The 25,032-nt window shown below is 42.7% G+C and carries 25 protein-coding genes; 16 read left to right on the top strand and 9 right to left on the bottom strand.

The window, feature by feature from the left end:
- Nucleotides 1–8 precede the first annotated feature (8 nt).
- Nucleotides 9–1,028, top strand: coding sequence for a MoeB/ThiF family adenylyltransferase (locus tag ABOA58_RS27000; protein WP_350300718.1), 1,020 nt, complete (start codon nt 9–11; stop codon nt 1,026–1,028).
- 76 nt (nt 1,029–1,104) lie between these two features.
- Here the strand turns inward: ABOA58_RS27000 and ABOA58_RS26995 are convergent, their stop codons facing one another.
- Both ABOA58_RS26995 and ABOA58_RS26990 read right to left on the bottom strand, forming a co-directional pair.
- Nucleotides 1,105–1,452, bottom strand: coding sequence for a general stress protein (locus tag ABOA58_RS26995; protein ID WP_350300717.1), 348 nt, complete (start codon nt 1,450–1,452; stop codon nt 1,105–1,107).
- A gap of 135 nt (nt 1,453–1,587) precedes the next feature.
- The gene (locus ABOA58_RS26990) at nt 1,588–3,021 is read right to left on the bottom strand and encodes a phospholipase D family protein (RefSeq protein ID WP_350300716.1); all 1,434 of its coding nucleotides are present in this window, start codon (nt 3,019–3,021) and stop codon (nt 1,588–1,590) included.
- Nucleotides 3,022–3,171: 150 nt separating this feature from the next.
- Here ABOA58_RS26990 and ABOA58_RS26985 point away from each other — a divergent pair, with 150 nt between their 5' ends.
- The 3 genes from ABOA58_RS26985 (at nt 3,172) to ABOA58_RS26975 (ending at nt 4,772) form a co-directional block, all read left to right on the top strand.
- Nucleotides 3,172–3,852 carry a uracil-DNA glycosylase gene (locus ABOA58_RS26985; RefSeq protein WP_350300715.1) on the top strand — a complete coding sequence of 227 codons (681 nt, stop codon included), beginning with the start codon at nt 3,172–3,174 and terminating at the stop codon, nt 3,850–3,852.
- Between the two features lie 270 nt (nt 3,853–4,122).
- Nucleotides 4,123–4,380 carry a YwdI family protein gene (locus ABOA58_RS26980; RefSeq protein WP_137023602.1) on the top strand — a complete coding sequence of 86 codons (258 nt, stop codon included), beginning with the start codon at nt 4,123–4,125 and terminating at the stop codon, nt 4,378–4,380.
- A 23-nt stretch (nt 4,381–4,403) separates the two neighbouring features.
- Nucleotides 4,404–4,772 carry a DUF423 domain-containing protein gene (locus ABOA58_RS26975; RefSeq protein ID WP_137017372.1) on the top strand — a complete coding sequence of 123 codons (369 nt, stop codon included), beginning with the start codon at nt 4,404–4,406 and terminating at the stop codon, nt 4,770–4,772.
- Nucleotides 4,773–4,880: 108 nt separating this feature from the next.
- Here ABOA58_RS26975 and gerQ read toward each other — a convergent pair whose 3' ends face one another.
- Entirely contained in the window at nt 4,881–5,396 is a 516-nt protein-coding gene (gene gerQ / locus ABOA58_RS26970; RefSeq protein WP_350300714.1) for a spore coat protein GerQ, read from the bottom strand.
- A gap of 411 nt (nt 5,397–5,807) precedes the next feature.
- Nucleotides 5,808–6,557 carry a hydrogen peroxide-dependent heme synthase gene (hemQ, locus tag ABOA58_RS26965; protein ID WP_350300713.1) on the bottom strand — a complete coding sequence of 250 codons (750 nt, stop codon included), beginning with the start codon at nt 6,555–6,557 and terminating at the stop codon, nt 5,808–5,810.
- A 239-nt stretch (nt 6,558–6,796) separates the two neighbouring features.
- Here hemQ and pta point away from each other — a divergent pair, with 239 nt between their 5' ends.
- Both pta and ABOA58_RS26955 read left to right on the top strand, forming a co-directional pair.
- On the top strand, nt 6,797–7,783 hold the full coding sequence (gene pta, locus ABOA58_RS26960) for a phosphate acetyltransferase (protein ID WP_350300712.1): 987 nt from the start codon (nt 6,797–6,799) through the stop codon (nt 7,781–7,783).
- Nucleotides 7,784–7,817: 34 nt separating this feature from the next.
- Nucleotides 7,818–8,666 carry a lipoate--protein ligase family protein gene (locus tag ABOA58_RS26955; protein ID WP_350300711.1) on the top strand — a complete coding sequence of 283 codons (849 nt, stop codon included), beginning with the start codon at nt 7,818–7,820 and terminating at the stop codon, nt 8,664–8,666.
- A gap of 224 nt (nt 8,667–8,890) precedes the next feature.
- Here the strand turns inward: ABOA58_RS26955 and ABOA58_RS26950 are convergent, their stop codons facing one another.
- A complete protein-coding gene (locus tag ABOA58_RS26950; RefSeq protein WP_350300710.1) occupies nt 8,891–9,637 on the bottom strand; it encodes an RsfA family transcriptional regulator in 747 nt (248 codons plus the stop codon).
- Between the two features lie 269 nt (nt 9,638–9,906).
- Here ABOA58_RS26950 and ABOA58_RS26945 point away from each other — a divergent pair, with 269 nt between their 5' ends.
- The 3 genes from ABOA58_RS26945 (at nt 9,907) to ABOA58_RS26935 (ending at nt 12,214) form a co-directional block, all read left to right on the top strand.
- The gene (locus ABOA58_RS26945; RefSeq protein WP_048683566.1) at nt 9,907–10,128 is read left to right on the top strand and encodes a DUF1450 domain-containing protein; all 222 of its coding nucleotides are present in this window, start codon (nt 9,907–9,909) and stop codon (nt 10,126–10,128) included.
- 236 nt (nt 10,129–10,364) lie between these two features.
- The gene (locus ABOA58_RS26940) at nt 10,365–11,672 is read left to right on the top strand and encodes an HD domain-containing protein (RefSeq protein WP_350300709.1); all 1,308 of its coding nucleotides are present in this window, start codon (nt 10,365–10,367) and stop codon (nt 11,670–11,672) included.
- A 32-nt stretch (nt 11,673–11,704) separates the two neighbouring features.
- The gene (locus ABOA58_RS26935; RefSeq protein WP_098185024.1) at nt 11,705–12,214 is read left to right on the top strand and encodes a YwgA family protein; all 510 of its coding nucleotides are present in this window, start codon (nt 11,705–11,707) and stop codon (nt 12,212–12,214) included.
- Nucleotides 12,215–12,243: 29 nt separating this feature from the next.
- Here ABOA58_RS26935 and ABOA58_RS26930 read toward each other — a convergent pair whose 3' ends face one another.
- Nucleotides 12,244–12,429 (bottom strand): 2-hydroxymuconate tautomerase, encoded by a 186-nt coding sequence (locus ABOA58_RS26930; RefSeq protein ID WP_350300708.1) that lies wholly within the window; start codon nt 12,427–12,429, stop codon nt 12,244–12,246.
- A 140-nt stretch (nt 12,430–12,569) separates the two neighbouring features.
- On the opposite strand from ABOA58_RS26930, the gene ABOA58_RS26925 reads away from it, so the two are divergent.
- Both ABOA58_RS26925 and ABOA58_RS26920 read left to right on the top strand, forming a co-directional pair.
- Nucleotides 12,570–13,244 (top strand): site-2 protease family protein, encoded by a 675-nt coding sequence (locus ABOA58_RS26925; protein WP_350300707.1) that lies wholly within the window; start codon nt 12,570–12,572, stop codon nt 13,242–13,244.
- A gap of 40 nt (nt 13,245–13,284) precedes the next feature.
- The gene (locus ABOA58_RS26920) at nt 13,285–13,794 is read left to right on the top strand and encodes a YwhD family protein (protein ID WP_350300706.1); all 510 of its coding nucleotides are present in this window, start codon (nt 13,285–13,287) and stop codon (nt 13,792–13,794) included.
- 150 nt (nt 13,795–13,944) lie between these two features.
- On the opposite strand, the gene ABOA58_RS26915 is transcribed toward ABOA58_RS26920, so the two are convergent.
- Nucleotides 13,945–16,014 carry a transglycosylase domain-containing protein gene (locus tag ABOA58_RS26915; protein WP_350300705.1) on the bottom strand — a complete coding sequence of 690 codons (2,070 nt, stop codon included), beginning with the start codon at nt 16,012–16,014 and terminating at the stop codon, nt 13,945–13,947.
- Between the two features lie 207 nt (nt 16,015–16,221).
- Here ABOA58_RS26915 and speE point away from each other — a divergent pair, with 207 nt between their 5' ends.
- The 4 genes from speE to argS all read left to right on the top strand — a co-directional run bounded on the left by speE (nt 16,222) and on the right by argS (nt 20,336).
- The gene (gene speE, locus ABOA58_RS26910) at nt 16,222–17,049 is read left to right on the top strand and encodes a spermidine synthase (RefSeq protein WP_137017365.1); all 828 of its coding nucleotides are present in this window, start codon (nt 16,222–16,224) and stop codon (nt 17,047–17,049) included.
- Between the two features lie 14 nt (nt 17,050–17,063).
- The gene (gene speB / locus ABOA58_RS26905; protein WP_350300704.1) at nt 17,064–17,942 is read left to right on the top strand and encodes an agmatinase; all 879 of its coding nucleotides are present in this window, start codon (nt 17,064–17,066) and stop codon (nt 17,940–17,942) included.
- A gap of 279 nt (nt 17,943–18,221) precedes the next feature.
- Nucleotides 18,222–18,662 (top strand): DUF1934 domain-containing protein, encoded by a 441-nt coding sequence (locus ABOA58_RS26900; protein WP_350300703.1) that lies wholly within the window; start codon nt 18,222–18,224, stop codon nt 18,660–18,662.
- Nucleotides 18,663–18,665: 3 nt separating this feature from the next.
- Complete coding sequence (gene argS, locus ABOA58_RS26895; protein WP_350300702.1) at nt 18,666–20,336, top strand: arginine--tRNA ligase; 1,671 nt, start codon at nt 18,666–18,668, stop codon at nt 20,334–20,336.
- A 50-nt stretch (nt 20,337–20,386) separates the two neighbouring features.
- Here the strand turns inward: argS and uvsE are convergent, their stop codons facing one another.
- The gene (gene uvsE, locus ABOA58_RS26890; protein WP_350300701.1) at nt 20,387–21,340 is read right to left on the bottom strand and encodes a UV DNA damage repair endonuclease UvsE; all 954 of its coding nucleotides are present in this window, start codon (nt 21,338–21,340) and stop codon (nt 20,387–20,389) included.
- 28 nt (nt 21,341–21,368) lie between these two features.
- Nucleotides 21,369–22,571, bottom strand: coding sequence for a cardiolipin synthase (gene cls / locus ABOA58_RS26885; protein WP_350300700.1), 1,203 nt, complete (start codon nt 22,569–22,571; stop codon nt 21,369–21,371).
- Nucleotides 22,572–22,863: 292 nt separating this feature from the next.
- On the opposite strand from cls, the gene ABOA58_RS26880 reads away from it, so the two are divergent.
- Nucleotides 22,864–24,993 (top strand): (Fe-S)-binding protein, encoded by a 2,130-nt coding sequence (locus ABOA58_RS26880; RefSeq protein ID WP_350302981.1) that lies wholly within the window; start codon nt 22,864–22,866, stop codon nt 24,991–24,993.
- Nucleotides 24,994–25,032 lie beyond the last annotated feature (39 nt).

Raw genomic sequence — 25,032 nt, 5'->3', positions numbered from 1 at the left:
GGTTCACGGTGAAAGAGCGATTTTCAAGGCAGACTTTATTCGCCCCCATCGGTGAAGGGGGCCAATTGAAAATTATGAAGAAGCATGTCTTGCTTCTTGGTGCAGGGGCTTTGGGATCTGCTAATGCCGAGGCCCTTACTCGTGCAGGAGTAGGGAAGCTTACCATTGTCGACAGGGATTATGTCGAGACCAGTAATTTACAGCGCCAACAAATGTATACGGAACGGGATGTCGAGGAGAAGCTGCCAAAAGCAGAAGCGGCAAAGCGTCATTTATTTGATATCAATCATGAAGTTGAAGTGAATGCCATCATCATGGACGCAACTGCCCAAAACCTTGAGCAGCTGCTTGGTGATGTTGATTTGATATTGGATGCAACCGATAATTTTGAGACACGGATGATTATTAATGATTTATCACAAAAGCTTCATATACCGTGGATTTATGGGGCATGTGTGGGGAGTGTGGGCATGGCTTTGACTATCCTTCCCGGACAGACTCCATGTTTGCACTGTTTGCTTAAAGCTATCCCCATTCAAGGGATGACCTGTGACACAGGAGGAATCATATCACCAGCTGTAACGATGGTAGTGGCACACCAAACTGCCGAAGCTTTGAAAATCCTTGTTGAAGATTGGGAATCGGTACGACCTGCACTTGTTACTTTTGATCTGTGGAGAAATCAATACCAAACCGTTAAATTGACAAAAGCGAAAAAGAAAGATTGTCTCTCATGCGGAGAGCAGAGGACATACCCCTTTTTAACAATGGAAAATGCAACGAAAACGGCTGTTCTTTGCGGGAGGGACACTGTACAGGTAAGACCGCCAAAACCTTTGGAATTGCAGCTCGAGAAATTAGCCAAAGATCTGGACGGCAGCGGCTATTTGGTGAAATTCAATCCATTTCTTCTCTCTTGTGAAAAAGCTGGGGAGCGTATCGTCATTTTCAAGGATGGACGGGCGTTGATTCACGGTACGAAGGACATGGTCCATGCAAAGGCCACGTACCAAAGAATCCTTGGATAATGAATATAAAAAGCGAGGCCACAGGTTTTGGGGCCTCGCTTTTTTGTGAATCCATATAGGGTAATGGTTATCGGGTTTAGTGTGTAACCCCGTCTTTATTATCTTGTTTCGAAGCGACGATGACTACTTTTCCTTCGTCAAGAACTTCCTCGTAACGTTCTGCCTCCATATCACTAAGGCCAAGGTTGCTCATTCGATTACGAAGTTCATCTCCGCGTGATTTAAAGAGATTTCCGACGGTATCAAGGAAACCTTGTTCCTTCATGCCTACACCTTCTGTATTTGTATTCTCGGTAAGGTGTTTTGAACGGGTTTTGTCATGGGCAAACAAATATACATCGTCTTTCGTATAACCTGATGTAATTAATTCATCGATTTTTTCCTTTGCTTGTAAACCGTTTTCTACTACATGTACTTGATACATATAAACTCCTCCTTGAATTTTAGTGAGATTCTCTTGAAAATAGGTAAATGGAATCTTGCTTATTACAGTTGTTGATTGGCTATAGTAGTATATAACCTCGTTTGGGCACGGATAAACATTTTTATCGAAGAATATTTAGTAAGTGGTGAAGCGGAATACCTTTTGAATGCGGTAGGTCAAGTATTTGAAGACAGGCAGTTTCTTTTGGTATTCACTGTAATCCACCGTGTAAGTTCCGTTTTGATTTGTCCAAAGTCTTTGAAAATAGCTATCGACATCCTTGGAAACGTCAGCATCATTTGGAGCATGGATTTCAACATTCGCTTCAAGATTATAGTCATCCAGATTGCGGGAGGTATAATTAGCCGATCCTCCAAGGATAACCGTTTCATTAGCCTTTTGGATCATCATCAACTTTGTATGGAACTGTTCTTTATCTGTTTTGTACCAGCGGATCGAGATGTTTTCATCCCCCAGTTTTTCGAATTCGGCGGCAACCGGAAGATTGGGAAGCCCGATTTTCTCACTTCCGAAAGCGTTTTGATTCGGATCCAATATCATTTGAATCTTCACACCCCGTTCAGCTGCATCCGTTAATGCCTCGACAACCTCGCGATCGGCAATGTAGAACATGGCAAGATGGATCTTGTCCCCCTTTTTTGCATCCTTAATTGCCTTAAGGACATGTTTATTGATTTTTCCTTCCGTTAGCAGTTGTACCGATATCGGTCCTTTATCTGCCGATGTCCCCTTGAACTCAGGAAATGACTTTGGTCCTCCCGAGAATTTCGAAGCGGCTTCTTCGGCTTTAAGAAAATCACCGATGATATTCCCATCCATCTGGAACGCGATATTGGAATGGAATCCACTTGCGTCATGAGGATTGGCAGATGAGATGATGGCCGTTTTTTCAGTAGCGACCACTTTTCTGTGATTGGCTTTGATATTCATCAGTCTAAGATAAGAACGCAAGGTGACCTTTGGCGCGCTTTTGGCCATTGGATTGACAATCCAGCCTTTCCCGCTTTCACCGAACCATTGGAAAAAGGTCCGATACACCCCTGAATAGAGAGGATTCGGATCCCGGAGGCGGTCTAGGTTGGTAACAATGACATCAATTCCATTTTTCTTCATCGTTTCCAATGCCTCTAATTGGTAGGCATTATAGGAAGTATTCACTTCATCTGTAATGAATATAACCTTGAGATCAGGTTTCCTTTTCTTCTGTTTCACCAGATTATCCTTCAGAGTCTCGGTTAACTTCGGGAAGTTTACCTTTTCATCATAAAAAGCATTAAACAAAAACATATCGATTACGATATAAGAATCAGCCTCTTCTATGGCTTGATTAATGGTTTGGAAAATTCGCTGCTCATGTTGCAGATTCCCTTGTTCATCGTGGTAGGAGAGGTCATAGATGAAATCGATATCCTCGACATGATGAACTTTTCCTTCATAAGAAATACCATCGGGGAGAGGCTTGTAGCTGTTATAGACGATTACGATTGCAATGACGATCAAAATGCTGACAAGCAGATAAAATCGTTTTCTTTTGTACCATTTTTTCATAGGGAATCCTCCAACATGGTTAAATTGCTTACTAACTTTCTATTTCCCACTTTTGGGGTATATAGAAACATAAATCGTAATCTATGGTAAAGGCAAGGCGATTAAGTTTGATATAATATAGTTTCAAAAAGTGGAAAGGGGCTGTGGCAGATGGAAAAGCAGTTATTGACAAATGATTGGTGGCCTCTATTGAAAGAGGAATTCAAAAAAGAATATTACCAGGAGCTAAGGGAATTTATAAAGCAAGAGTACAGCCAGCAAGTCATTCATCCTGATCAGGACGATATTTTCAATGCGCTTCACTATACTCCTTATGAGGACGTAAAGGTTGTCATCCTTGGACAGGACCCTTACCATGGGCCTGGTCAAGCGCATGGCCTTAGTTTTTCAGTTAAGCCGGAAGTTCGCATCCCACCCTCTTTAAGAAATATCTTTAAAGAGTTAAACACCGATCTAGGCTATGAAGTTCCGGATAATGGTTACCTTGTTGAATGGGCAAAACGGGGAGTGCTTCTATTGAATACCGTCTTGACTGTGCGTGAGGGAGAGGCGCACTCACACCGCGGAAAAGGGTGGGAAATCTTTACGAATCAAGTTATTCGCCTATTGAATGACCGTCCGAAACCGGTTGTATTCATTCTGTGGGGAAAACCTGCTCAAACCAAAATCCCTTTGATTGATGAAACCCGCCATAAAATCATTAAGTCCGTACATCCAAGTCCGCTGTCGGCTTCCCGTGGTTTCTTTGGCACAAAACCTTTTTCCAAAACAAATCAATTGCTGATGGAAATGGGGGAATCCCCAATTGATTGGAAAATCTCGAACCGATGATATGGGCAGGAAAACGAAACGGGTGAATTGTATGGCGTGCAATCATTTCTATATAACTTGGGATCCGAGTTTTCCAAAGGGCTGTCGTGCTTTTCAATTCAAAACATCAAACCAGCCTTCTCTTGATGTCTTTCATTCTTCAGGACAGCCATGCTTGGAATTTCAAGCCAAGCCAATGAAAAGGTAGGAAATATGCAAGGTGTTTTCTTCTCTGATTTTTGCTATGCTAGATATGATAGTTTTGACCTGTATATAGACGAGGTGGTAAAGTTGGATATTTCATCAAGACAAATGTTAGATAAAATCGAAGAGCTTGTTTTAAAAGCGAAACAGACAAATTCAGAGGATAAGGTGCAGGGGTATGTAATTGCGATTAAGTCCCTTTGTGAAGTAATGGTTGATGAAAAAGCGGTTAACATCAGCATACCGAAGCCAATCACATTGACCCAGCCCGTTATGTCGGCTACACCGAATGTAGAACCGGTTAAAATGGATGAGGCCAATGGGGAGTCCTTGTTCGATTTTTAAATTAGGGAAGGGGAGCGAAATAATTGAAACTGTTCATCATTTTAGGTGCATTGAATGGGTTTATTGCTGTGGCACTAGGTGCATTCGGTGCACACGGACTGGAAGGGAAAATTCCCGATAAATATTTAGAAACCTGGCAAACCGCTGTTCAATATCAAATGTTCCATGCGGTGGGTTTATTGGTACTCGGTTTATTGGCCGGGAAAATTTCAAGTCCGCTGATCAACTGGTCCGGCTGGCTTATGTTAATAGGAATTATCCTGTTTTCCGGAAGTCTATTCGTTCTAAGCGTTACGCAAATTAAAGTCCTGGGGGCCATCACACCGCTTGGCGGAGTTTCTTTCTTGGTTGCTTGGGTCTTAATGATAGTTGCTGCATATAAATACTTGTAATGAAGGTAGCTGATCTTCTTGGGTCAGCTTTTTTTGTCAAAAAGTCATTCCAATAAAGAAGAGCCTCAAAATCAAATAGATTCTGAGGCTCTTCTATTTAGGATTTTTTTACCTTGGCGAATAGGTGGTAAGCCCAGTGCCCCCGAATGGATATTCATATTCGATTTCTTCATCAAACGTTATATAATCTAAGTATACCATCGGGATTAAGTATCGTTTTCCCGTTTGAGGATCGCTTATGATTAAGTGATCGCGTCCTGCAGCCTCGATGATTCCTTTGAAGATCTTGGCATTCCATTCCTTGTTGTTTTCAAACGTTGTATAAACAGTGGCCAATTTCCCTTTATTCAAACGCAAGATGTTCTCGATGTACGACTGTTCGACCGGAAGCATGCCAGGTATCTGTGGTCCGGAAGGGGGTTGACCCATCGTTATCGGCATTTGTTGTGGCGTACCTGCCATAGTGGGCTGTTGTTGCTGGTATGATGGCTGTTGGTATCCTTGCTGCGGGTAACCTTGTTGCTGGTTAGGATTTTGCTGCCTTAGTTCAGGCTCATTATTTTCATAGGGGTAATAAGGGCTTCCTCCGTACGGATAATTACCATAAGGATTATTTTGTGACATTGCATTCCCTCCTAAATTCAAGGTTTAGTTGATGCTGTGGAATTTGGACAATCCGAGAGAGTGGACTGGAAGAAACAGTGCGATTTATAGCGACCGGTAGTATTGTATATGTTTTCTGGACAATCTCCGGGTGGCTTAAAAAACCACAATGCATGTTAAGCGATACATAACGGCAGCCGTTCATGATATAAGCGATATCCTCTTGCCGGCAAATGAATAAAAGTAACGTTCCTTCACCTCGCTGGAGTCAGGAATTGCCTTGATTAATTTTCCTGAAGCTGAATGGGACTGTGAAAAAATGAATTCATCACTATTGAAAATGTATGGGATGTGGAATGGATTTATTCCAAAGCCGGGGAAAAATAAGGAGGGGACGCAAAAAAAGCTTCCGGAAACCGGAAGCTCATCGTCTTATACGTATAGGAATGAAGGTACGTTTTCTTCCGGCAGGATATTGCCTACAAAGAAAGAACCAAATGCAGCGTAACGTGCACTAACTTCATCAAAACGCATTTCATAGATTAATTTTTTGAATTGAAGGACATCATCTGCGAATAGTGTTACGCCCCATTCATAATCGTCAAAACCGACAGAACCCGAAATGATTTGTTTTACTTTACCTGCATAACTGCGGCCAATCAAGCCGTGGGAACGCATTAAGCCTTTGCGCTCTTCCATGGAAAGCATATACCAGTTATCATCGCCATCACGACGCTTGTCCATTGGATAGAAGCATACATGTTTCGCTTTTGGAAGTATCGGATAAAGTCTGGAACGGACATGAGGATTCTGGTATGGGTCCTCACCATCTCCGCCAGCTAAGTAATTGCTTAATTCCACGACGGAAACGTATGAATAAGCGGGAATTGTATATTCGGCAAGCTTCGTTTTGTTGAATTCGTTTTCAATTGCATTCAATTCTTCCATGGTTGGGCGGGCAAACATAAGCATGAAGTCCGCTTTCTGACCAACGATCGAATATAAGGCATGGCTGCCTTCATTGTCGTTTTGTGTCATATTCCATTTATCCAGTAAACCTTGGAATTCTGAGATGGCCAATTGGCGCTCGTCACTTGATAACGTTTTCCAAGAAGACCAGTCGATTAGACGGAAATCATGTAAACAATACCAGCCGTCCAGTGTTTGTGCTGCTTCACTCATTACGATCACTCCTAAGTCTTATTATAACTTTAATATAACATAGTTTCAGTATAAGGAAATTTATATCAACCCGCAAACACCATCACTGTTTTTCGGTGTTTCTGCAATTTTCAAATTTGCGGATGGCTGGAATTTACCTGGCTGCTGGAGTATTCTTAAATGAAGACGACAATGGATTTTAACGGATGGTTAAATATAGAAAAAAATGGGGAAACGTATCTAAAAAGGAGGAAGAGCCAATGAGTGATTTATTTGAAATATTGGAATCGAAAATTATGGGGCATAATTTAAAGATCGTTTTTCCAGAAGGGTTGGATGAACGGATTTTGGGAGCGGCAGGCAGGCTTGCCAAAGCAAAACTGGTGACACCGGTATTGATCGGGGATATTGGGTTGATTCAAGAGAAGGCAAAAGATCTAAAGATCTCCCTTGATGCAATCGAAATATATGATCCGAAGAATTATATCATGATGGATGAAATGGTTGAAGCGTTCGTGAAGGTCCGTGATGGTAAAGCGACCGATGTACAAGCGCGTGAAATCTTAAAGGATGAGAACTATTTTGGAACCATGCTCGTCCATATGAAACTGGCCCATGGAATGGTTAGTGGCGCAACGCATTCGACTGCGGATACGGTTCGCCCAGCCTTAAAGATCATTAAAACAAAGCCGGGCGTCCAAAAAACCTCGGGAGTATTCATCATGGTCCGAGATGAAGAAAAATATGTATTCGCGGATTGTGCGATCAATATAAACCCCAGTTCCCAGGACCTGGCTGAAATTGCTATAGAAAGTGCGAAGACTGCAATAATGTTCGATATCGAACCGCGTGTGGCGATGCTGAGCTTTTCGACAAAGGGATCGGCAACATCCCCCGAGACCTTAAAAGTGGTTGATGCCGTCGATTTGGCAAAAGAAATGGACCCTGAAGTCATTCTTGATGGGGAATTTCAGTTTGACGCGGCCTTCGTTCCTTCGGTAGCAAGGAAAAAAGCACCGGATTCCCTTATTCAGGGGGATGCGAATGTTTTTATTTTCCCAAGTCTCGAAGCAGGGAACATCAGCTATAAGATGGTACAGCGCTTGGGTGGCTTCGAAGCGGTCGGTCCGATCCTTCAGGGGCTGAATCGTCCGGTGAATGACCTTTCGAGGGGATGCAGTGAAGAGGATGTATATAAACTGGCTGTCATTACAGCGGCACAGGGATTTGTGGCGCAGTATCAATAGACAGCTTGAGGATTAAATGTAGAGGGAGATTCGTATGGGTGAAACAGATTCATTATTAATGCAGCAAGAGTGGAGGATTATTGATCAATCTTCCGTTGGACCTCAGTTTCCAGCTCTGGAGTCCTTTGCGATGGATGATACATTTTGCGCTTCCGTAGGGTCAGGTAAATCAGCGGCTGTAGCCAGGGCGTGGGTACACCACCGAACCATCGTCATGGGTATACAGGATACGAAGTTACCTTTTCTTAAAAAGGGTTTGGATCATTTGGAAGAACATGGTTTTCAGGCCATCGTGAGGAATTCCGGAGGGCTGGCAGTCGTCCTGGATGAGGGGGTCCTTAATTTTTCGCTCATTTTTCCTGAAAACGAGCAGAAAATTGAGATCAATCGTGGATATGATGCGATGTGGAAGCTTGTCCAATTGATGTTTTCCGATTTCCCAGTCAAGATGGAGGCGCGGGAAATCGTCGGTTCCTATTGTCCTGGCAGTTATGATTTAAGTATAAATGGTCAAAAGTTTGCCGGTATATCCCAACGCAGGATCCGCAATGGCGTAGCGGTGCAAATCTATTTGTGTGTCAATGGAAGCGGGGCTGAACGTGCCAGTCTCGTGAAGGGTTTTTATGATGCAGCTAAAGGAAATGCAGAAACCAAATTCGCTTATCCTGATATCGTCCCTTCGGTAATGGCGTCTCTAACCGAATTGTTGGGCGTGCAATTGAGTGTTCAAGACGTGATGCTCAGATTCCTTCAAGTGTTGAAGGAACATAGCGAAAGGATATTCTCTGACACACTTTCCGTTCAGGAATGGCCGCTGTATGAGGCGTACTTGACGAGAGTGGTGGAACGCAATGATAAAGTATTCGATGCATTAAAGGATTGATATGACAGAAGCCGTTCCATTAAGTCAGGAACGGCTTCTGTCATTTAATACGACTTTAGCATTCACTGAAACTGTAAAAGGACTGTATGATAGGCGGAGATAGTATTCCATCTTTCTTGAAACAATGAAAAAAGAGCCTTGTTGGCTCTCTTTTTCGGATAAACATGGGGGAAACGGCCTCTGGCATGTGGTTGATCTGTATAACAGAACCCCACATTATCTTATTACTCGGCCATTTTTTCCAAATTGCCATTCCGGTCCATCTTGAACTTAGTTGCCGGACGTTCCTCTTCCTCTAACAAAACCAGCTTTCTTGCTCGATTCATGATATTCATCAAAGTTTCATAATCTTCCTGCATCAAGCCGCTGTTTTGTTCTAGGTGGCTGATTTTATTCTCCAATTCTTCGTTTCGCTTTTTCAGCCCTTTAATTTCAAGCTTCAATCTTTCATTTTCGGTTTTTAATACTTCGGCTTGAAGCATGCGGCCGTTCATGGATTCTAAATAGGCGATGACGGTATCAAGGCTCATGGCCGTTTCCAAAGTTACTGGTGTGTGCTGTGTCTTAGGAGCGAGGGCTTCTGCCACAACGAATTCCTCTGCTGCTTCATAATTGGTAGTATCGACTTCGGAATTCAACTCTAGTTCCTCTTCTTGTACATGGGGAACCATTATGTCGGAAATCGTTGGGGACGGCGGTGTATAAAGAAGCCGTTTTTTCCCTCCTTGATCTTTTCCAAGGATCCTTTGCCGCTGCTTACGCTGTTTCTTGGCAAGGGAAAGCGCTTTATCATAATTATGGCGGACAACTGCATTCCAGCGGAATCCGCATGCTGCAGAGGTGCGATTCAACTTATCTCCTACCTCTTCAAAAGCATTGAGCTGAGTGCTGCCTTCCCGCACATGGCGCAATACCGTTTCTGCCAAAAGCAAATCATCTTCTTCTGTCCAGGCGTCTTGACGAACCTTCATTTCTACATACTCCCTTTCTGGTAATTTTTAAAATAAATAACTATATAAAATATCGTGTGGCAGTGGTTTATGGAGTGTTCTACTAGCATTTTGGACAAAATATGGATTTTTTATACAAAAAGGTTAAAAGGATACTAGTTTTTTGATTATTTACATCCTTTTCACATCATCCAGCCCTCTTGATATTCATAAGTAGAAACGGTAAAATACCCTTTAGTCGTATAAATGGATGAAAAATAGTTTGTCATGGAAAGGATGGTGACCGGAGGATGTCCAATGAATTCAGAGTGTGCGATGACTGCTTGGCGGTAAACATTAAAACGTTGATCCCGCGTCTTGAAAAGCTTGATCCCGACGCGAAAATTGAAGTGGGCTGTCAATCCTATTGCGGTCCTGGCAGAAAGAAGTCTTTTGCCTTTGTCAATAACCGTCCAGTTGCTGCACCGACAGAAGACGAGTTACTAGATAAAATCAATAAAAAACTAAAGTAGGATCCATGATATATAGTTAGAGTGGATTGTTTGCTTATGATAAATGAAACAAGTAATCATCACCCAGATTCGACACACTGCGGTGATTTTTTATTTCTTTATTTTCAAGACAAAATCGGACTGAAACTTCCGTTTTCTTACAAAATGACCCCTCTTACTAGCAAGGTGGAAGTTAGGGTTTTTTGTCAAAACACGCTATAATGAGTGCATCGAGATTACGAAAAAGAGGGTAGTTCATGGAATATTCCGGCGAAAAATTACAAGAAGAAAAAGTATTCAAGGACCCGGTGCACCGATATATACATGTTCGCGACCGGGTTATATGGGATTTAATAGGGACGAAGGAATTTCAGCGTCTTCGAAGGATCAAACAGCTGGGAACGACTTATTTAACCTTTCATGGTGCGGAACATAGTCGGCTTAGCCATTCGCTTGGAGTATACGAGATTGTTCGGAGAATCGTGGATGATGTTTTCGAGGGCAGACCCGAATGGAAACCTGAGGAACGGTTACTATCCTTGTGCGCAGCACTTCTGCATGATTTGGGTCATGGTCCTTTCTCTCATTCTTTTGAAAAGGTGTTTGACCTGGATCATGAGCAATTCACGAGGCAGATAATCCTCGGCGATACGGAAGTTAATAAGATCCTCCTTAGGGTTGGACGTGATTTTCCTAAAAAAGTGGCGGAAGTCATAGCGAAAACCTATAAAGGCAAATTAGTAGTCAGCCTGATTTCAAGTCAGATCGATGCTGATAGAATGGACTATTTACAGCGTGATGCTTACTTCACTGGCGTGAGTTATGGACATTTCGATATGGAAAGGCTTTTGCGTGTAATGAGGCCAAGGGAAGAACATGCCGTCATAAAACAAAGCGGGATGCATGCGGTTGAGGATTATATCATGAGTCGCTACCAAATGTATTGGCAGGTTTATTTCCATCCAGTTACGAGAAGTGCGGAGGTCATACTTACCAAGATTCTACATAGAGCGAAACATTTATATGAATCCGGTTATGAGTTTGCCCAAGAACCACACCATTTTTATTCATTGTTCAGGGGAGACGTGACTTTAACGGACTACTTGAAAATGGATGAAGCGGTGATGCTCTATTATTTCGAAGCATGGGAAGACGAAAACGATGCGATTTTAAAAGATTTATGCACTCGCTTCGTTAACCGTAAACTATTCAAATATGTGGAATTCCATCCATCGAACAGTCAAATGAACAGGTTGATGGAGTTAAGGACGCTATTCAAGAAGGCAGGCATCGATCCTGATTATTATCTTGTCGTCGATTCTTCATCAGATCTCCCGTATGATTTTTACCGGCCAGGTGAGGAAGAGGAGAGACTGCCGATTCACTTGCTGAAAAATAATGGCGAAATTCGTGAATTATCGCGTGAATCCGAAATTGTCGATGCAATTTCAGGGAAAAGAAGAACGGATCATAAGTTGTATTATCCAGCGGATTTATTGCGTGATGAATCTACGAAGAAAAATATAAAAAAACAGATTCGAAAGCTTTTGGAGCTATCGGATTAGAGTGGTACATTTTTGGTGAGGAGTGACGAGCCTTGTTTAAGGATCATGCAAACATTATCAATGCAATTTCTACTGCCGGTGAAATCTCGGGTCGGAAAAAATTACAGAAGATCGTTTATATCGCGAAGAAGCTGTCCTTCCCATTTCATGAAAAGTTTCAGTTTCACTTTTATGGACCGTATTCGGAGGAGTTGACCTTACGTATTGAAGAGCTCTGCGAAATGGGCTACTTGAATGAAGTAAGGGAAAAAAAAGCAGGCTATTATCAATATTGTTATTCGATAACGGATGCAGGCCGGGATTTCCTATCCATACAGGAAGTGGAGATGCCGGCACTTGAGGCATGCTTACAGGATATGAACGAACAGAATGCCAGGTTTTTGGAGCTGGTTTCAACGGTATTATACTTCGACACGCTTGAAAAAGAGGAAGTCACCGAGAAAATTTTCACGCTGAAAAGCAAACAAAAATATACGCTTGAAGAAATTGATGAGGCATATGAATATATTGAGCAGCTAAAAACAAAAGCTAAGCCGAATTGATGGCTTAGCTTTTCCCCATTATGTAAATCTTATAAATCGCTTTTACGGATACCGGCTACTGCTAAATGATTTTTTGACATTTCTTCAATGAAAATCGTCACGGCTTCAGCTGGTGCTCCAGTTGTTTCCGTAACTGCTGCAGTCACCTTTTCGACTAAAGCCTTTTTTTGTTCGTCTGTACGGCCTTCCAGCATTTTGACTGTTACATATGGCATCTCTTTTTCCCCCCTTCCTCTCTTATCTTGTAGTGTTTCACAATGGAAAAAGAAATGCAAGACACGGAAGTCAGAGTTTTTTCACTTCTTGCACTTTTGATGTATACTAACGGTATTAAACAATGGGGGAGAAGCTATCGATGCAATTCTTGGAGCAAATAGAACGGTTTTTGGTTTATCCTTTGGAAAAGCTTCCATATGTCATTGTGTCACTGTTGATCGCATTTACGGTTCATGAATTTTCCCATGCTTATGTGGCCTATAAGTTCGGTGACCCGACTGCTAAGAATGAAGGAAGAGTCACATTGAATCCGATTTCGCATTTGGATCCGATCGGAACATTGTTGATATTAATAGCTGGATTTGGTTGGGCGAGACCTGTACCGGTCAATCGTTTTCATTTCAAGAATCCAAAATTGGCAGGAGTGCTCGTCTCTTTTGCCGGTCCGTTCAGCAATTTGATTGTTGCAATTTTGGGGTATTTGATTTTTTACGGATTGCTTGCCGCAGGCGTTGGACCTGATTTACCGTTTTTCGTCGAGCCTTTCTTAAGTATACTCATAAATTTAAATGTCCTTTTATTTGTATTTAATCTGTTACCGCTGCCGCCGCTCGATGGCTATAGAATCATTCAGGATCTTGTTTCAGCAGACTTGCGGGCAAAAATGACCCAGTATGAACAATACGGCTCGCTTATTTTTTTGATCCTGATCATCACACCGCTGAGCAAGTATACAATTGGCCCGATTTTGGAAACTGGTAGAGACTTTGTTGGAGGCATCTTAAGTCAATTTTTTTCACTTTTGTTTTTTTAACCAATATAAGGAATGACATACAATAAAGGGGGATACGAACATGGAAGAACAACCAAAGAAAAAGGTAGGCTTCAATATTATAAAAAACGACCCTACAGAAGGTCATGGCGGATATGGAGCAGGGGTTTTGACGCTCGATAATATTTCTCCGGTCATCATCGATGTTGATGCAGGTGAAGCAGAGGTCGATATCGGCGCGATGCATGCAAGAAGTGCAGTGGAAAAAGGGATCAAGTTTTTAAAGACAAAAGAGGAGGTCCCGAATGCCAAACCTTACTGGCTTGTTTGGGTGACCATTGAAGCCACTCAAAATGGCCCGCACTATGCAGGTGTGACAGCATGTGAAATGATGGTCGACAGGTCAATTAGACGCGGTTACAAATCGCTCCCGGAGCATGTTAACCGGATGGATAAATCGCTAAAACGAAAAATCATCGTCGAGGACATGGACGATAAATCAAAACGTGTGCTTGCAGACTTCCTGAGAAATCATGATGCAGGAATGTGGGAGCGTTCTTCAGATCTGCTGAAGGAGTCATTGACGGTTTGAATCTCGTTTAATGGGTGAAATGTTAAGTTTAGTGAAAAATGCACTTGTAGGAAAGCGATAAAATCAGTAAACTTAAAGACAGCAGTTTAGTCACTGTGGAACTAGGACAGAAAAACCCCCGAAGCCGCTGCCGGCTTCGGGGGTTTTTCGTTATCCCCAAGGTTTTAAGACTTTTTTGTACCATGGGGCCTTTTTATGTTCTTCTTCTTTTGGGGCATGTTTCGGACTCTCACCCTTAAAGTGCTCGGCACAGTATTCGACAGGTTCGGTCCCTTTAACATAATAAGTCATTCTTGAGGCAGGACAGTCCTTTGTGGCCAATTTTCCGCTAACGGGGTTCACGTTTACCCCGATTACGTTTTCGGTTTCCTTAAACGATTTTGCCGGTTTCCCTTGCAGGCCCTTTTCCATATAGGAAGCCCAGATTTTCTTTGCATAGCCTTTTTCAGCAGGGATCTCGATCTTTTTGCCTTGATCATATCCAGTCCATACTCCTGCTACAAGCTCCGGTGTGTAACCGATCATCCAGCTATCAGTCGGGGTGGAGCCTGATTTGCCGGCATATGGGCGGGACAGCTGGGAACTGATGGTGCTGCCGGTCACTTTCGTATAGCCATTTAGGGTTTCATCGAAAACCCCTGTAAGCATCTGGGTCATGACAAATGCCTTATCCTCATCCAAAATCTGTTCAGGTTTCTCATTTTCATCAAAAATCACTTCACCTTTTTGATTTTCAACCTTTTTGATAAACACGGGTTCAACCTTCTTGCCGCCGTTAGCCAGAATGCTGTATGCGTTCACCATTTCAATCGCCCTTACACCTGACGTACCGAGTGCCAGGGAAGGAACCGCATCCATCTTTGCCGTGATGCCGAAACGGTGCGCCGTATCGACCAATGCCTGTTCCCCAAGGAACAAGTGCGTTTTTACGGCGAAGATATTATCGGAAAGAGCAATGGCCTGGGCCATCGTGATTTCGCCTTCCGCATATTGATGGTTGTAATTATGCGGTGTGTAAGATGAGTGACCATCATCGAAAGAAAATGTAGTTGTCTCGCTTTTTAAGGTGGTGGATGGTGTGAAACCATTCTCTAATGCTGAATAGTATAGCAAGGGCTTTATGGTTGAACCAGGCTGGCGAACGGCCTGTGTGGCCCGATTGAATGGCGACTCGGAGTAATCTTTCCCTCCGACCAGCGCACGGACCTCCCCGGTATCCGGATCCATTGCCACTATCGAGGCTTGAATGCCTGAAGACTTGGGTATGGTATTGGAAAGAACTTCTTCGGCAGCATCCTGCTGGGTTTCGTCCAGTGTGGTATAGACCTTAAGCCCGCCAAGCTCGATCGTCCGGTCATCTAAATGAAGCTGAGTTTTTAAAGCCTGCTTGACGGCATCCTGGAAATAGGGAGCGGTCTTCTTTGTGACCGTTCCGTGTTCTCCCTTTAATGTAAGGGATGTTCGCAGCGCTTCCGCGATATCCTTTCCTGAAACGTAGTTTTTGCTTTTCATGGCTTGCAGGACGACTTTCTGCCTTGATTTCGCTTTTTCAAAGTTATCCAATGGAGAATAGTTTGACGGCCCTTTTGGTATTCCAGCCAGCATGCTCGCTTCAGGAAGGGTCAAATCCTTGGCATCCTTGCCAAAGTAATATTGACTTGCAGCTTGGGCTCCATAGGCGCCATGGCCATAGTAAATCGTATTTAAATAGCCTTCTAGAATTTCCTTTTTGGAGTAGTTCATTTCTAAACGTATCGTATAAAAGGCCTCATTAAATTTACGCGACCACGTTTTGTCATGCCCAAGAAACAGGTTCCTGGCATACTGCTGGGTAATGGTGCTTGCACCCTGGACTTTGGACATTGCCTTAATATCAGCAAGGATGGCTCCGCCGATCCGCTTTATATCAAATCCATTATGAGTGTAAAATTGACGGTCCTCAACGGCGACAGTCGCTTTGATGAGCTCTGGTGAAATCGACTCCATTCCGGCCCAATAACGTTTCTGGCCATTATCGGTTTCACCGATCACATTTCCATTATCACTATAATAGAGAGTGGACTGCGGCACGACCAAAGGAGGCGGACCTAATATTTTTGCATAAATCAGTAAAGAGAGAAGCAATACAAAGAGTATTGTGAGCCCGATTGTGGCAAGGATAATGAAGGCCCGTACATATTTAGTTGTCCTTTTAAATCGTTCGCTTGGAATCAATTCCATTGCTTTCACCTCTCTTATCAGGTAAGAATCTAGTATCTATTACTATTATGGAAAAAAAAGAAAATTTTAAACATAAGAACTGCATTTAAGAAATTTATCTTGCAATTCTGCTAGATTCGTCTATAATTTTTCTAGCTAATGACTATACCGATTTTGGGGAACCTATAAGGTGACTGACAATATGAAATGGAAAAGGAGCGTTAATAAATGAGCATTTGGTTTACTGAAAAACAAACAGAGAACTTTGGTATTACGATGAAAGTGAATCGTACTTTACATACGGAGCAAACTGAGTTTCAAAAGCTTGATATGATTGAAACGGAAGAGTGGGGCAATATGCTATTGCTGGATGACATGGTAATGACTTCACAGCGCGATGAATTCGTTTACCACGAAATGGTAGCCCATGTTCCTTTATTTACCCATCCTAATCCAGAAAACGTTTTGGTTGTAGGTGGAGGGGACGGAGGAGTTATCCGTGAAATCCTTAAACACCCAAGCGTAAAAAAAGCTACATTGGTGGATATCGATGGGAAAGTTATCGAATACTCAAAGAAATACTTGCCGGAAATTGCAGGCATGCTTGAAGATCCGCGTGTAGACGTACAAGTTGGGGATGGCTTCATGCACATCGCCAAAAGTGAAAATGAATATGACGTGATCATGGTTGACTCAACTGAACCTGTCGGACCTGCTGTCAATTTATTTACAAAAGGTTTTTATGCCGGGATTTCCAAAGCTTTGAAAGAAGACGGGATTTTTGTGGCACAATCCGACAACCCTTGGTTTAAAGCGGACTTAATTCGCGATGTACAACGTGATGTAAAAGAAATTTTTCCAATCACCAGCTTGTATTTAGCGAATATCCCGACATACCCAAGCGGCCTTTGGGCGTTCACGATCGGATCGAAAAAATATAATCCATTAGAAGTGACTGAAGATCGTTTCCATGAATTAGAAACGAAATATTATACAAAAGAACTTCATAAAGCAGCTTTCGTTCTGCCTAAATTCGTTCAAGATTTAGTGAAATAAGGGAGGCATGGACCATGAAATTCGATGAAGCCTATTCAGGCAATGTATTCATTAAAAGCCACCCTGTTTTTGAGGAATCGGAAGCTGTGCTATACGGCATGCCGATGGACTGGACGGTAAGCTTCCGTCCGGGTTCCCGCTTCGGCCCTACCCGAATTCGTGAAGTTTCGATTGGTTTGGAAGAGTACAGCCCGTATTTAGATCGTGAATTAGAGGAAGTTAAATTCTTTGATGCCGGGGATATTCCATTACCATTCGGCAATCCGCAGCGCAGTATCGATATGATTGAAAAATATGTCGACAGCTTGTTGGATGCAGGTAAGTTCCCAATGGGTATGGGAGGGGAACATCTTGTAACATGGCCTGTCATCAAAGTCATGTTCAAAAAGTATCCCGATATGGCCATCATCCATATGGATGCCCATACAGATTTACGTGAGGATTATGAAGGAGAACCGCTTTCCCATGCGTCCATCATCCGTAAATCCGCAGAACTTATCGGCCCGAAAAATGTATACTCTTTCGGCATTCGTTCCGGTTTGAAGGAAGAATTCCAATGGGCAAAAGAAAATGGCATGCACATCTCTAAATTTGAAGTTCTTGAACCTCTGAAAGAAGTACTGCCGCAGTTAGCTGGCCGACCTGTATATGTGACGATCGACATCGATGTTCTTGATCCTGCGCACGCGCCGGGAACAGGCACCGTAGATTGTGGAGGCATCACCTCCAAAGAGCTTTTAGCTTCCATTCATGAGATAGCACGTTCTGAAATTAATGTAGTCGGCTGCGATTTGGTAGAAGTGGCACCGATTTATGATCCATCCGAGCAAACTGCGAACACTGCGAGCAAGCTGATTCGCGAAATGATTTTAGGTTGGGTTCAAAAAGGTTAATGGATGTAAGACCTGACTGACTATTCCTGTTTTTTAGCGGGAATGGTCTTTTTTTATCCATTCCGGGAAAGAATTTTACGTCTGATGGACTCTATTTGAATAATTCCGCCCCGATGAGTCATTATTGTGTTAAATTCAAATGAATTGCAACAACATGATTTCGACAGTTTATCCTCACTTTTTTTGATTTACACTTTATTTTCCGCTCCAAGTTGAAACTTCCTTGAAGAATATTTATACTTATAAAGTTAAGAACGACATGATGAAGGAAGTGTAGCTTTGACTCTTCATGATATAGATAAGCAAGCGATTAAAGTGACTTTACAGACAAAAATCAAGCACGGCTCAGAAACGGAAACGTATGAGCTGGTCACATTTGGTACAAAAATGTATAAAGGTGCAGATTTATATTTGCAATATAAAGAGGAAAATGAAGCCGGTCAAACGCAAACGACGATCAAGCACAAACCGGATGAAACGATCCTGCTTAGAAATGGTGCCATTAAAATGAGACAGCTTTTCCGCCTGCAGGAAGCGACAAATGGACATTACGAAAGTATATATGGCAGGTTAGGATTACGGACGACCGCGAAGAAGATACATCATCAATGGGATGAGCAGACCAAACAAGGGAAACTCGTCCTTAAATATACGTTACATATGCAGGGAAGCGAACCCGGTCAATATGAGATGACGATTTCCTACAAGGAGGAAGTATAGCGCATGAATATAGTAAAAGAGGTACAGGAAAAGCTGAAAGAAGAGATTAAAGCGGCAGTCATTAAAGCTGGTTTAGCAACGGAAGAGCAGATTCCAAATGTTGTATTGGAGCTGCCAAGAGATAAGACACATGGAGATTATTCCACGAACATGGCCATGCAATTAACGAAGATTGCAAAGAAAGCACCAAAGATGATAGCAGAGGCAATCATCGAAAACTTTGACAACTCAAAAGCATCCATCGAAAAAATTGAAATTGCAGGACCAGGTTTCATCAACTTCTACATGAATAATGCCTATTTGACAGAATTGGTTCCTGTCATTTTGAAAGTGGATGAAGCATATGGGGAAAGTGACTTTGGAAAAGGAGAAAAAATCCAAGTGGAGTTCGTTTCAGCGAATCCAACCGGTGATCTCCATCTTGGTCATGCACGTGGTGCAGCAGTAGGTGATACGCTATGTAATATCCTTTCTAAAGCAGGTTACGATGTTTCACGTGAATACTATATCAATGATGCAGGAAACCAAATCAATAATTTGGCCATTTCCATCGAAGCCCGCTATTTCCAGGCACTTGGCCTCGAAAAGGATATGCCGGAGGGCGGTTATCATGGTGAAGATATCATTGGCATCGGTAAGACGCTTGCAAGTGAATATGGGGATAAATATGTAAATGCCGATGAGAAGGAACGTTTTGAATTTTTCCGTGAGTACGGCTTGAAATATGAAATGGAAAAACTGAAAACGGACTTGGGTAATTTCCGTGTCGGATTTGATGTATGGTACTCCGAAACATCCCTCTATCAAGACGGTAAAATTGATGAAGCACTTAAAGTGTTGAGGGAAAGGGGCCATGTTTACGAGGAAGATGGTGCTACATGGTTCCGCTCTACGGAATTAGGCGATGATAAAGACCGGGTGCTTATTAAGCAGGATGGGTCTTACACATATCTGACACCGGATATTGCCTATCACCGTAATAAATTGGAACGCGGCTTTCAAACACTGATCAATATCTGGGGTGCAGATCACCACGGCTATATCCCGCGTATGAAAGCGGCGATCGAAGCATTAGGGTACAATCGCGAGCAGCTTGAAGTCGAAATCATCCAGCTTGTTCACCTGTACAAGGATGGCGAGAAAATGAAGATGAGCAAGCGTACAGGTAAAGCAGTTACGATGCGTGACCTTATTGATGAAGTAGGTCTGGATGCAACACGTTATTTCTTTGCGATGAGAAGTGCGGATACTCATATGGACTTCGATTTGGATCTTGCGGTCTCACAATCCAATGAAAATCCGGTATATTATGCACAGTATGCCCACGCCCGTATTTCCAGCATTTTGCGCCAAGGTGTGGAACAAGGGATCAGCTATGAAGGAGTCACTGATTTCTCTGCCCTATCTACTGAAAAAGAAGTGGAGCTTTTGAAGAAATTAGGAGAATTCCCGCAGGCAATAGCGGAAGCGGCCGAAAAACGGATGCCTCACCGCATGACGAATTATATATATGACCTGGCTTCTACATTCCACAGTTTCTACAATGCAGATAAGGTTCTGGATGTTGAAGAGATGGAAAGAAGTAAGGCGCGTTTAGGACTGGTCAAATCCGTCCAAATTACTTTAAAGAATGCATTAGCCATCATCGGGGTTTCGGCACCGGAAAAAATGTAATGAAAAAAAAGCGGCTGTTTCTAGAGAAACAGCCGCTTTTTTTAGGTTAATTAGCACTCGACGGCACCGCCGCTCACCCTTTTTACACCACGAACCTTAGCTATATCTTCAATCAGCTGCAACATTGCCCGATCCTTCATCTTGGCCTCGATCATGAAATCCACGTCCTGTCCAAGATCCTTAAGCACTTTAAAAAGGGGCATGATGAACTCCAAATCGATATAATCTGCATGCGAGCGAAATGCACCTGCCGATTTTGGTGATGAAATATGAATCTTTGGTACCACCCCTGCCTGATTCCAAGTGGTGAACACCTCGGTGAGCAGCTCGTTAAGCGGCACATCTGAAAGGTTTGCGAGATGATGGTGGTAATCGAATACAAGTGGGATGCCCTCCCTCTTACATACGCCCAGGGTTTCAGATGCTGTATAGGTTTTATCATCATTCTCCAAAGTCATTCTTTCCTTGACGTGCATAGGCAGCGATTTAAGGTTGTCATGAACCCTTACAAGAGCGGACTCTTTATCACCATAGGCTCCACCGACATGGATATTGATGAAAGAGGTGTCCGCAATGCCCATTGCATCAAGCATTTTATAATGGAACACCATATCTTTCACGGCATTTTGTGTAATCTCGGGCTTAGGGCTGGTGAACAGCGTAAACTGATTCGGATGAAAGCTGAGCCTCATTTTGTGTGCAGTTGCCCAGTCGCCAAGCTGTTTCCACTCTCTTTTAAAAGGAGTGACGAAATCCCATTCTATTTCGGGATGTGTGGCTAAAGGTACAATGGAACTGGACATCCGGTATATTTCTATTTGGTGTGCCGTGTTATATTGAAGGACCCTTAACGTATTTTCAATGTTCTGCCTTGTCACATCCAGAAGTTTTTCCATTCCTTTTTCTGGGCCAAGTGTGCTATATCGCTTGAAAGTAAGTGTCTTGGCCGGAGAAGCTTCCCATAAACAGGTCGCATTGGATACGAACCCAAATCTTATTTTCATTATATTTTTCTCCTTGAGCAAAGGGTTGTCAAAGAAAAGGAGAAAGGATGGAAGCCAGCGATTCTTTTGCTGAACGGACTACATTCATCTTGGAAAGAGCGTCCCCATTTAGCGGCTTGGATTCGGCCATGTCCACTGCCAATTCCTTTTCTACATCTTTTATAAATGTCCGGTCAAATACGATGCAGTTCATTTCACTATTTAAAAAACAACTGCGTTTATCAAAATTAGCCGTACCGATATCACACATTATATCATCGATCAGTATCACTTTAGAATGGTAGAACCCTCTTTGAAATTGCATGATTTCAGCCCCGTCTTTTATTAGTACCCGGAAAAAGGGAAAAGAAGCTTCCTTGACAAGGGCATGGTCTGAAATTTCAGGTACGATGACCGTAACGGAAACATTGCGTGCAAGGGCTTCCCTTAATTCTTGAAATAAAGTTTCACTGGGAATGAAGTATGGAGTCCCGATAATGATTTTTTTAGTGGCTTGACGAATCATGTGTGTCAAGGACTGTTCAAGATCACTGCCATTCGTGACGACAAACTGATGTGCCTGAGTCCCGGGAGTCAATGTCGGAAAATAAGCAGGTGTTCCTCTGTAATCCTCGTTTGTATCATAGAACCAATCCGAGAGGAAGACTTCCTGAAGGTCCTTTACACCTTCCCCGGTCATTTTTAAATGGTAATCTCTCCATGGGTTCAGCTTCTCCCCTTGGTTTATATACTCCTTACCGATATTAAAGCCGCCAAGATAGCCGATTTTTCCATCTATCACCGTGATCTTACGGTGATTTCTTTTTTGGATGGTATAGAAAAGGAAGGGGAGTTTCGGTTTAAAGCTGAAAGAAAAATGAACGCCGCTTTCAGTCAGCTCCTGAATGGTTTGGCGGGACATCTTTTTACTTCCTATCCAATCGACTAAAAGCCGCACTTCCACGCCCTCTTCCGCTTTTGACTGCAGTAACTTCAAAAAGTCCTTGCTGAATTTATCATTTTTTACTATATAAAAAAGGATATGGATGGAATCCTGAGCTTGCTTGACTTCCTTGATATAATCTTCAAACAGGATTTTCCCTGATGTGAATACAGTCATTTCACTGTTCCGAGGCGGATATTTAATGTTGGTTGCGTGCTTCAAATAACGCTTATGCCCTACCTTAAGATCGACCCAGCACCAAGAGAAGATCAATAAAAATATAGAGGCAATCGTAGTGATTATCTTCAAAAAAAATCCCCCCTAAATGATTATATTTAGTTTGGCTCTAAATCCCTGACAGTAACCATTAAATAGGGGGAAAGGGTCCTCATTTTTTTAGAATGCAGAAGGGTAATGCATGGAATTGTCGAATTATATAATTAAGGGGCAGAAAAATTAAATGGTTTTTAAAAGAAAAAAGTTGACTGAATGCTCATTCATTATATAATGGAATTAATCAAATTTCAGAAAAATGCCAAATTTCCCAAAATGGTACCTGGCATTTTGCAATTTACTAAAGAGGGGGAAAGACTGCATGGAAATGAATGGTTTACTGTGGATCAACTTAGTTGCATTCCTGCTTGTAACCGCTTACGCCGCCGGTTTGTTTGTCTATTTGATAAAGACTCGTATTGCTTATATAAAACTTGGCAAAAAAGTGGAATTCGATAACCGTGTGAAAGATCGTCTTGTTAAAATAGGGGTTTATGTATTTGGACAGAAGAAGCTTTTTAAAGATAAAAAGAGCGGGATCATTCATGCCTTATTATTTTATGGTTTCATCTTAGTGCAATTTGGCGCACTTGACTTTTTTGTTAAAGGCTTAAGACCGGGGTGGCATTTACCGTTTGGCCCTGTTTATCCGGCCTTTACTTTCTTCCAGGAAATTGTGACGCTTACCGTTCTTGTTGCAATCCTATGGGCGGCATACCGTCGTTATGTCGAAAAGCTCGTTCGCTTGAAAAGGGATTTCAAGGCAGGTTTGGTTGTCATCTTCATCACCGGTATCATGATCACCGTATTGCTGGGGAATGGAATGGGAATGATCTGGCATGGACACGATGCAACCTGGTCAGAGCCAGTCGCATCGAGCATCGCATTTTTATTCGGCTGGATGGGAACAACAGCGGCAACCGTCGTTTTTTATGTAGCTTGGTGGCTGCATTTACTGATCATATTATCTTTCCTTGTTTATATCCCGCAATCTAAGCATGCTCACTTGATTGCCGGCCCGATAAATGTATTCCTTAATCGCCTGGACAATCCCGGAAAATTGAAACCGGTTGATTTGGAAGAAGAAATTCTCGACAAAGAAGGTAATCAATATTACGGTGCCAAATATATCGAGGACTTGACGCAATATCAAATGGTGGACCTCTATGCCTGTGTGGAGTGCGGTCGCTGTACGAATATGTGCCCGGCTACAGGTACCGGTAAAATGCTGTCACCGATGGATATCATAATCAAGATGCGTGACCATTTGACAAATACAGGCGCTGCCGTTACTACGAAGCAGCCATGGGTGCCATCTTTTGTTTTTGGGAATACGAAAGGAAATAAGATCGCTTTGGCTGGTGCCGCGCAGGGGGCGCAGGAATCAGCTGCAGCAACAGAAGCTTACAGTCCGAGCCTGATTGGCGAAGTCATTACGGAAGAAGAACTTTGGGCTTGTACCACATGCCGGAACTGTGAAGATCAATGCCCGGTAATGAATGAACATGTTGACAAGATCATCGATATGCGCCGATATCTAGTGTTGACGGAAGGCAGACTGGATCCTGATGCGCAACGTGCCATGACGAATATTGAGCGTCAAGGGAACCCGTGGGGACTGAACCGTAAAGAGAGAGAAGATTGGCGAAGCCTTCGGGAAGATGTCCTCGTCCCAACCGTGAAGGAACTAAAAAAGGCAGACGAAGAATTCGAGTATTTATTTTGGGTGGGTTCAATGGGGTCGTACGATAACCGAAGCCAGAAGATTGCCCTTTCCTTTGCTAAATTATTGAATGAAGCAGGCGTTAAATTTGCAATTCTCGGAAATAAGGAGAAAAACTCAGGGGATACTCCGCGTCGATTGGGTAATGAGTTTGTTTTCCAGGAACTTGCAATGAAAAATATAGAAGAATTCCAGAAGAATGAAATAAAGAAAATCGTTACGATCGATCCGCATGCTTACAATATCTTTAAGAATGAGTATCCGGATTTTGGCTTGGAAGCGGAAGTGTATCACCATACTGAATTGTTAGCCAAACTTGTCAGTGAAGGCAGGTTGGTCCCTCAGTATCCGGTGAATGAGACGATTACATTCCACGATTCCTGTTACTTGGGAAGGTACAATGAAGTTTACAGCCCGCCGCGTGAAATCTTGCAATCCATTGCTGGTGTGAAACTTATTGAAATGGAGCGTAACCGTGAAAAGGGTATGTGCTGTGGAGCTGGAGGCGGTTTGATGTGGATGGAAGAGGAAACAGGAAACCGTATTAATGTGGCCCGTACCGAACAAGCTCTGGCCGTCAGTCCAACAGTGATCAGTTCCGGATGTCCTTATTGCCTGACCATGCTATCCGATGGGACGAAAGCAAAAGAAGTTGAGGAAAATGTTAAAACGTATGATGTAGCAGAACTACTCGAAAAAGCGGTCATTGGTGAAAATAAATCGATTGCATCTTAATTTAAATGGAATTGCCTGCTTCTTTTATAAGGGATGAAA

The organism is Peribacillus frigoritolerans (genome assembly GCF_040250305.1).
GTDB lineage: Bacteria > Bacillota > Bacilli > Bacillales > DSM-1321 > Peribacillus.
The sequence above is the reverse complement of the archived record's forward strand: the minus strand, read 5'-3'. Positions and strand labels throughout refer to the sequence as shown.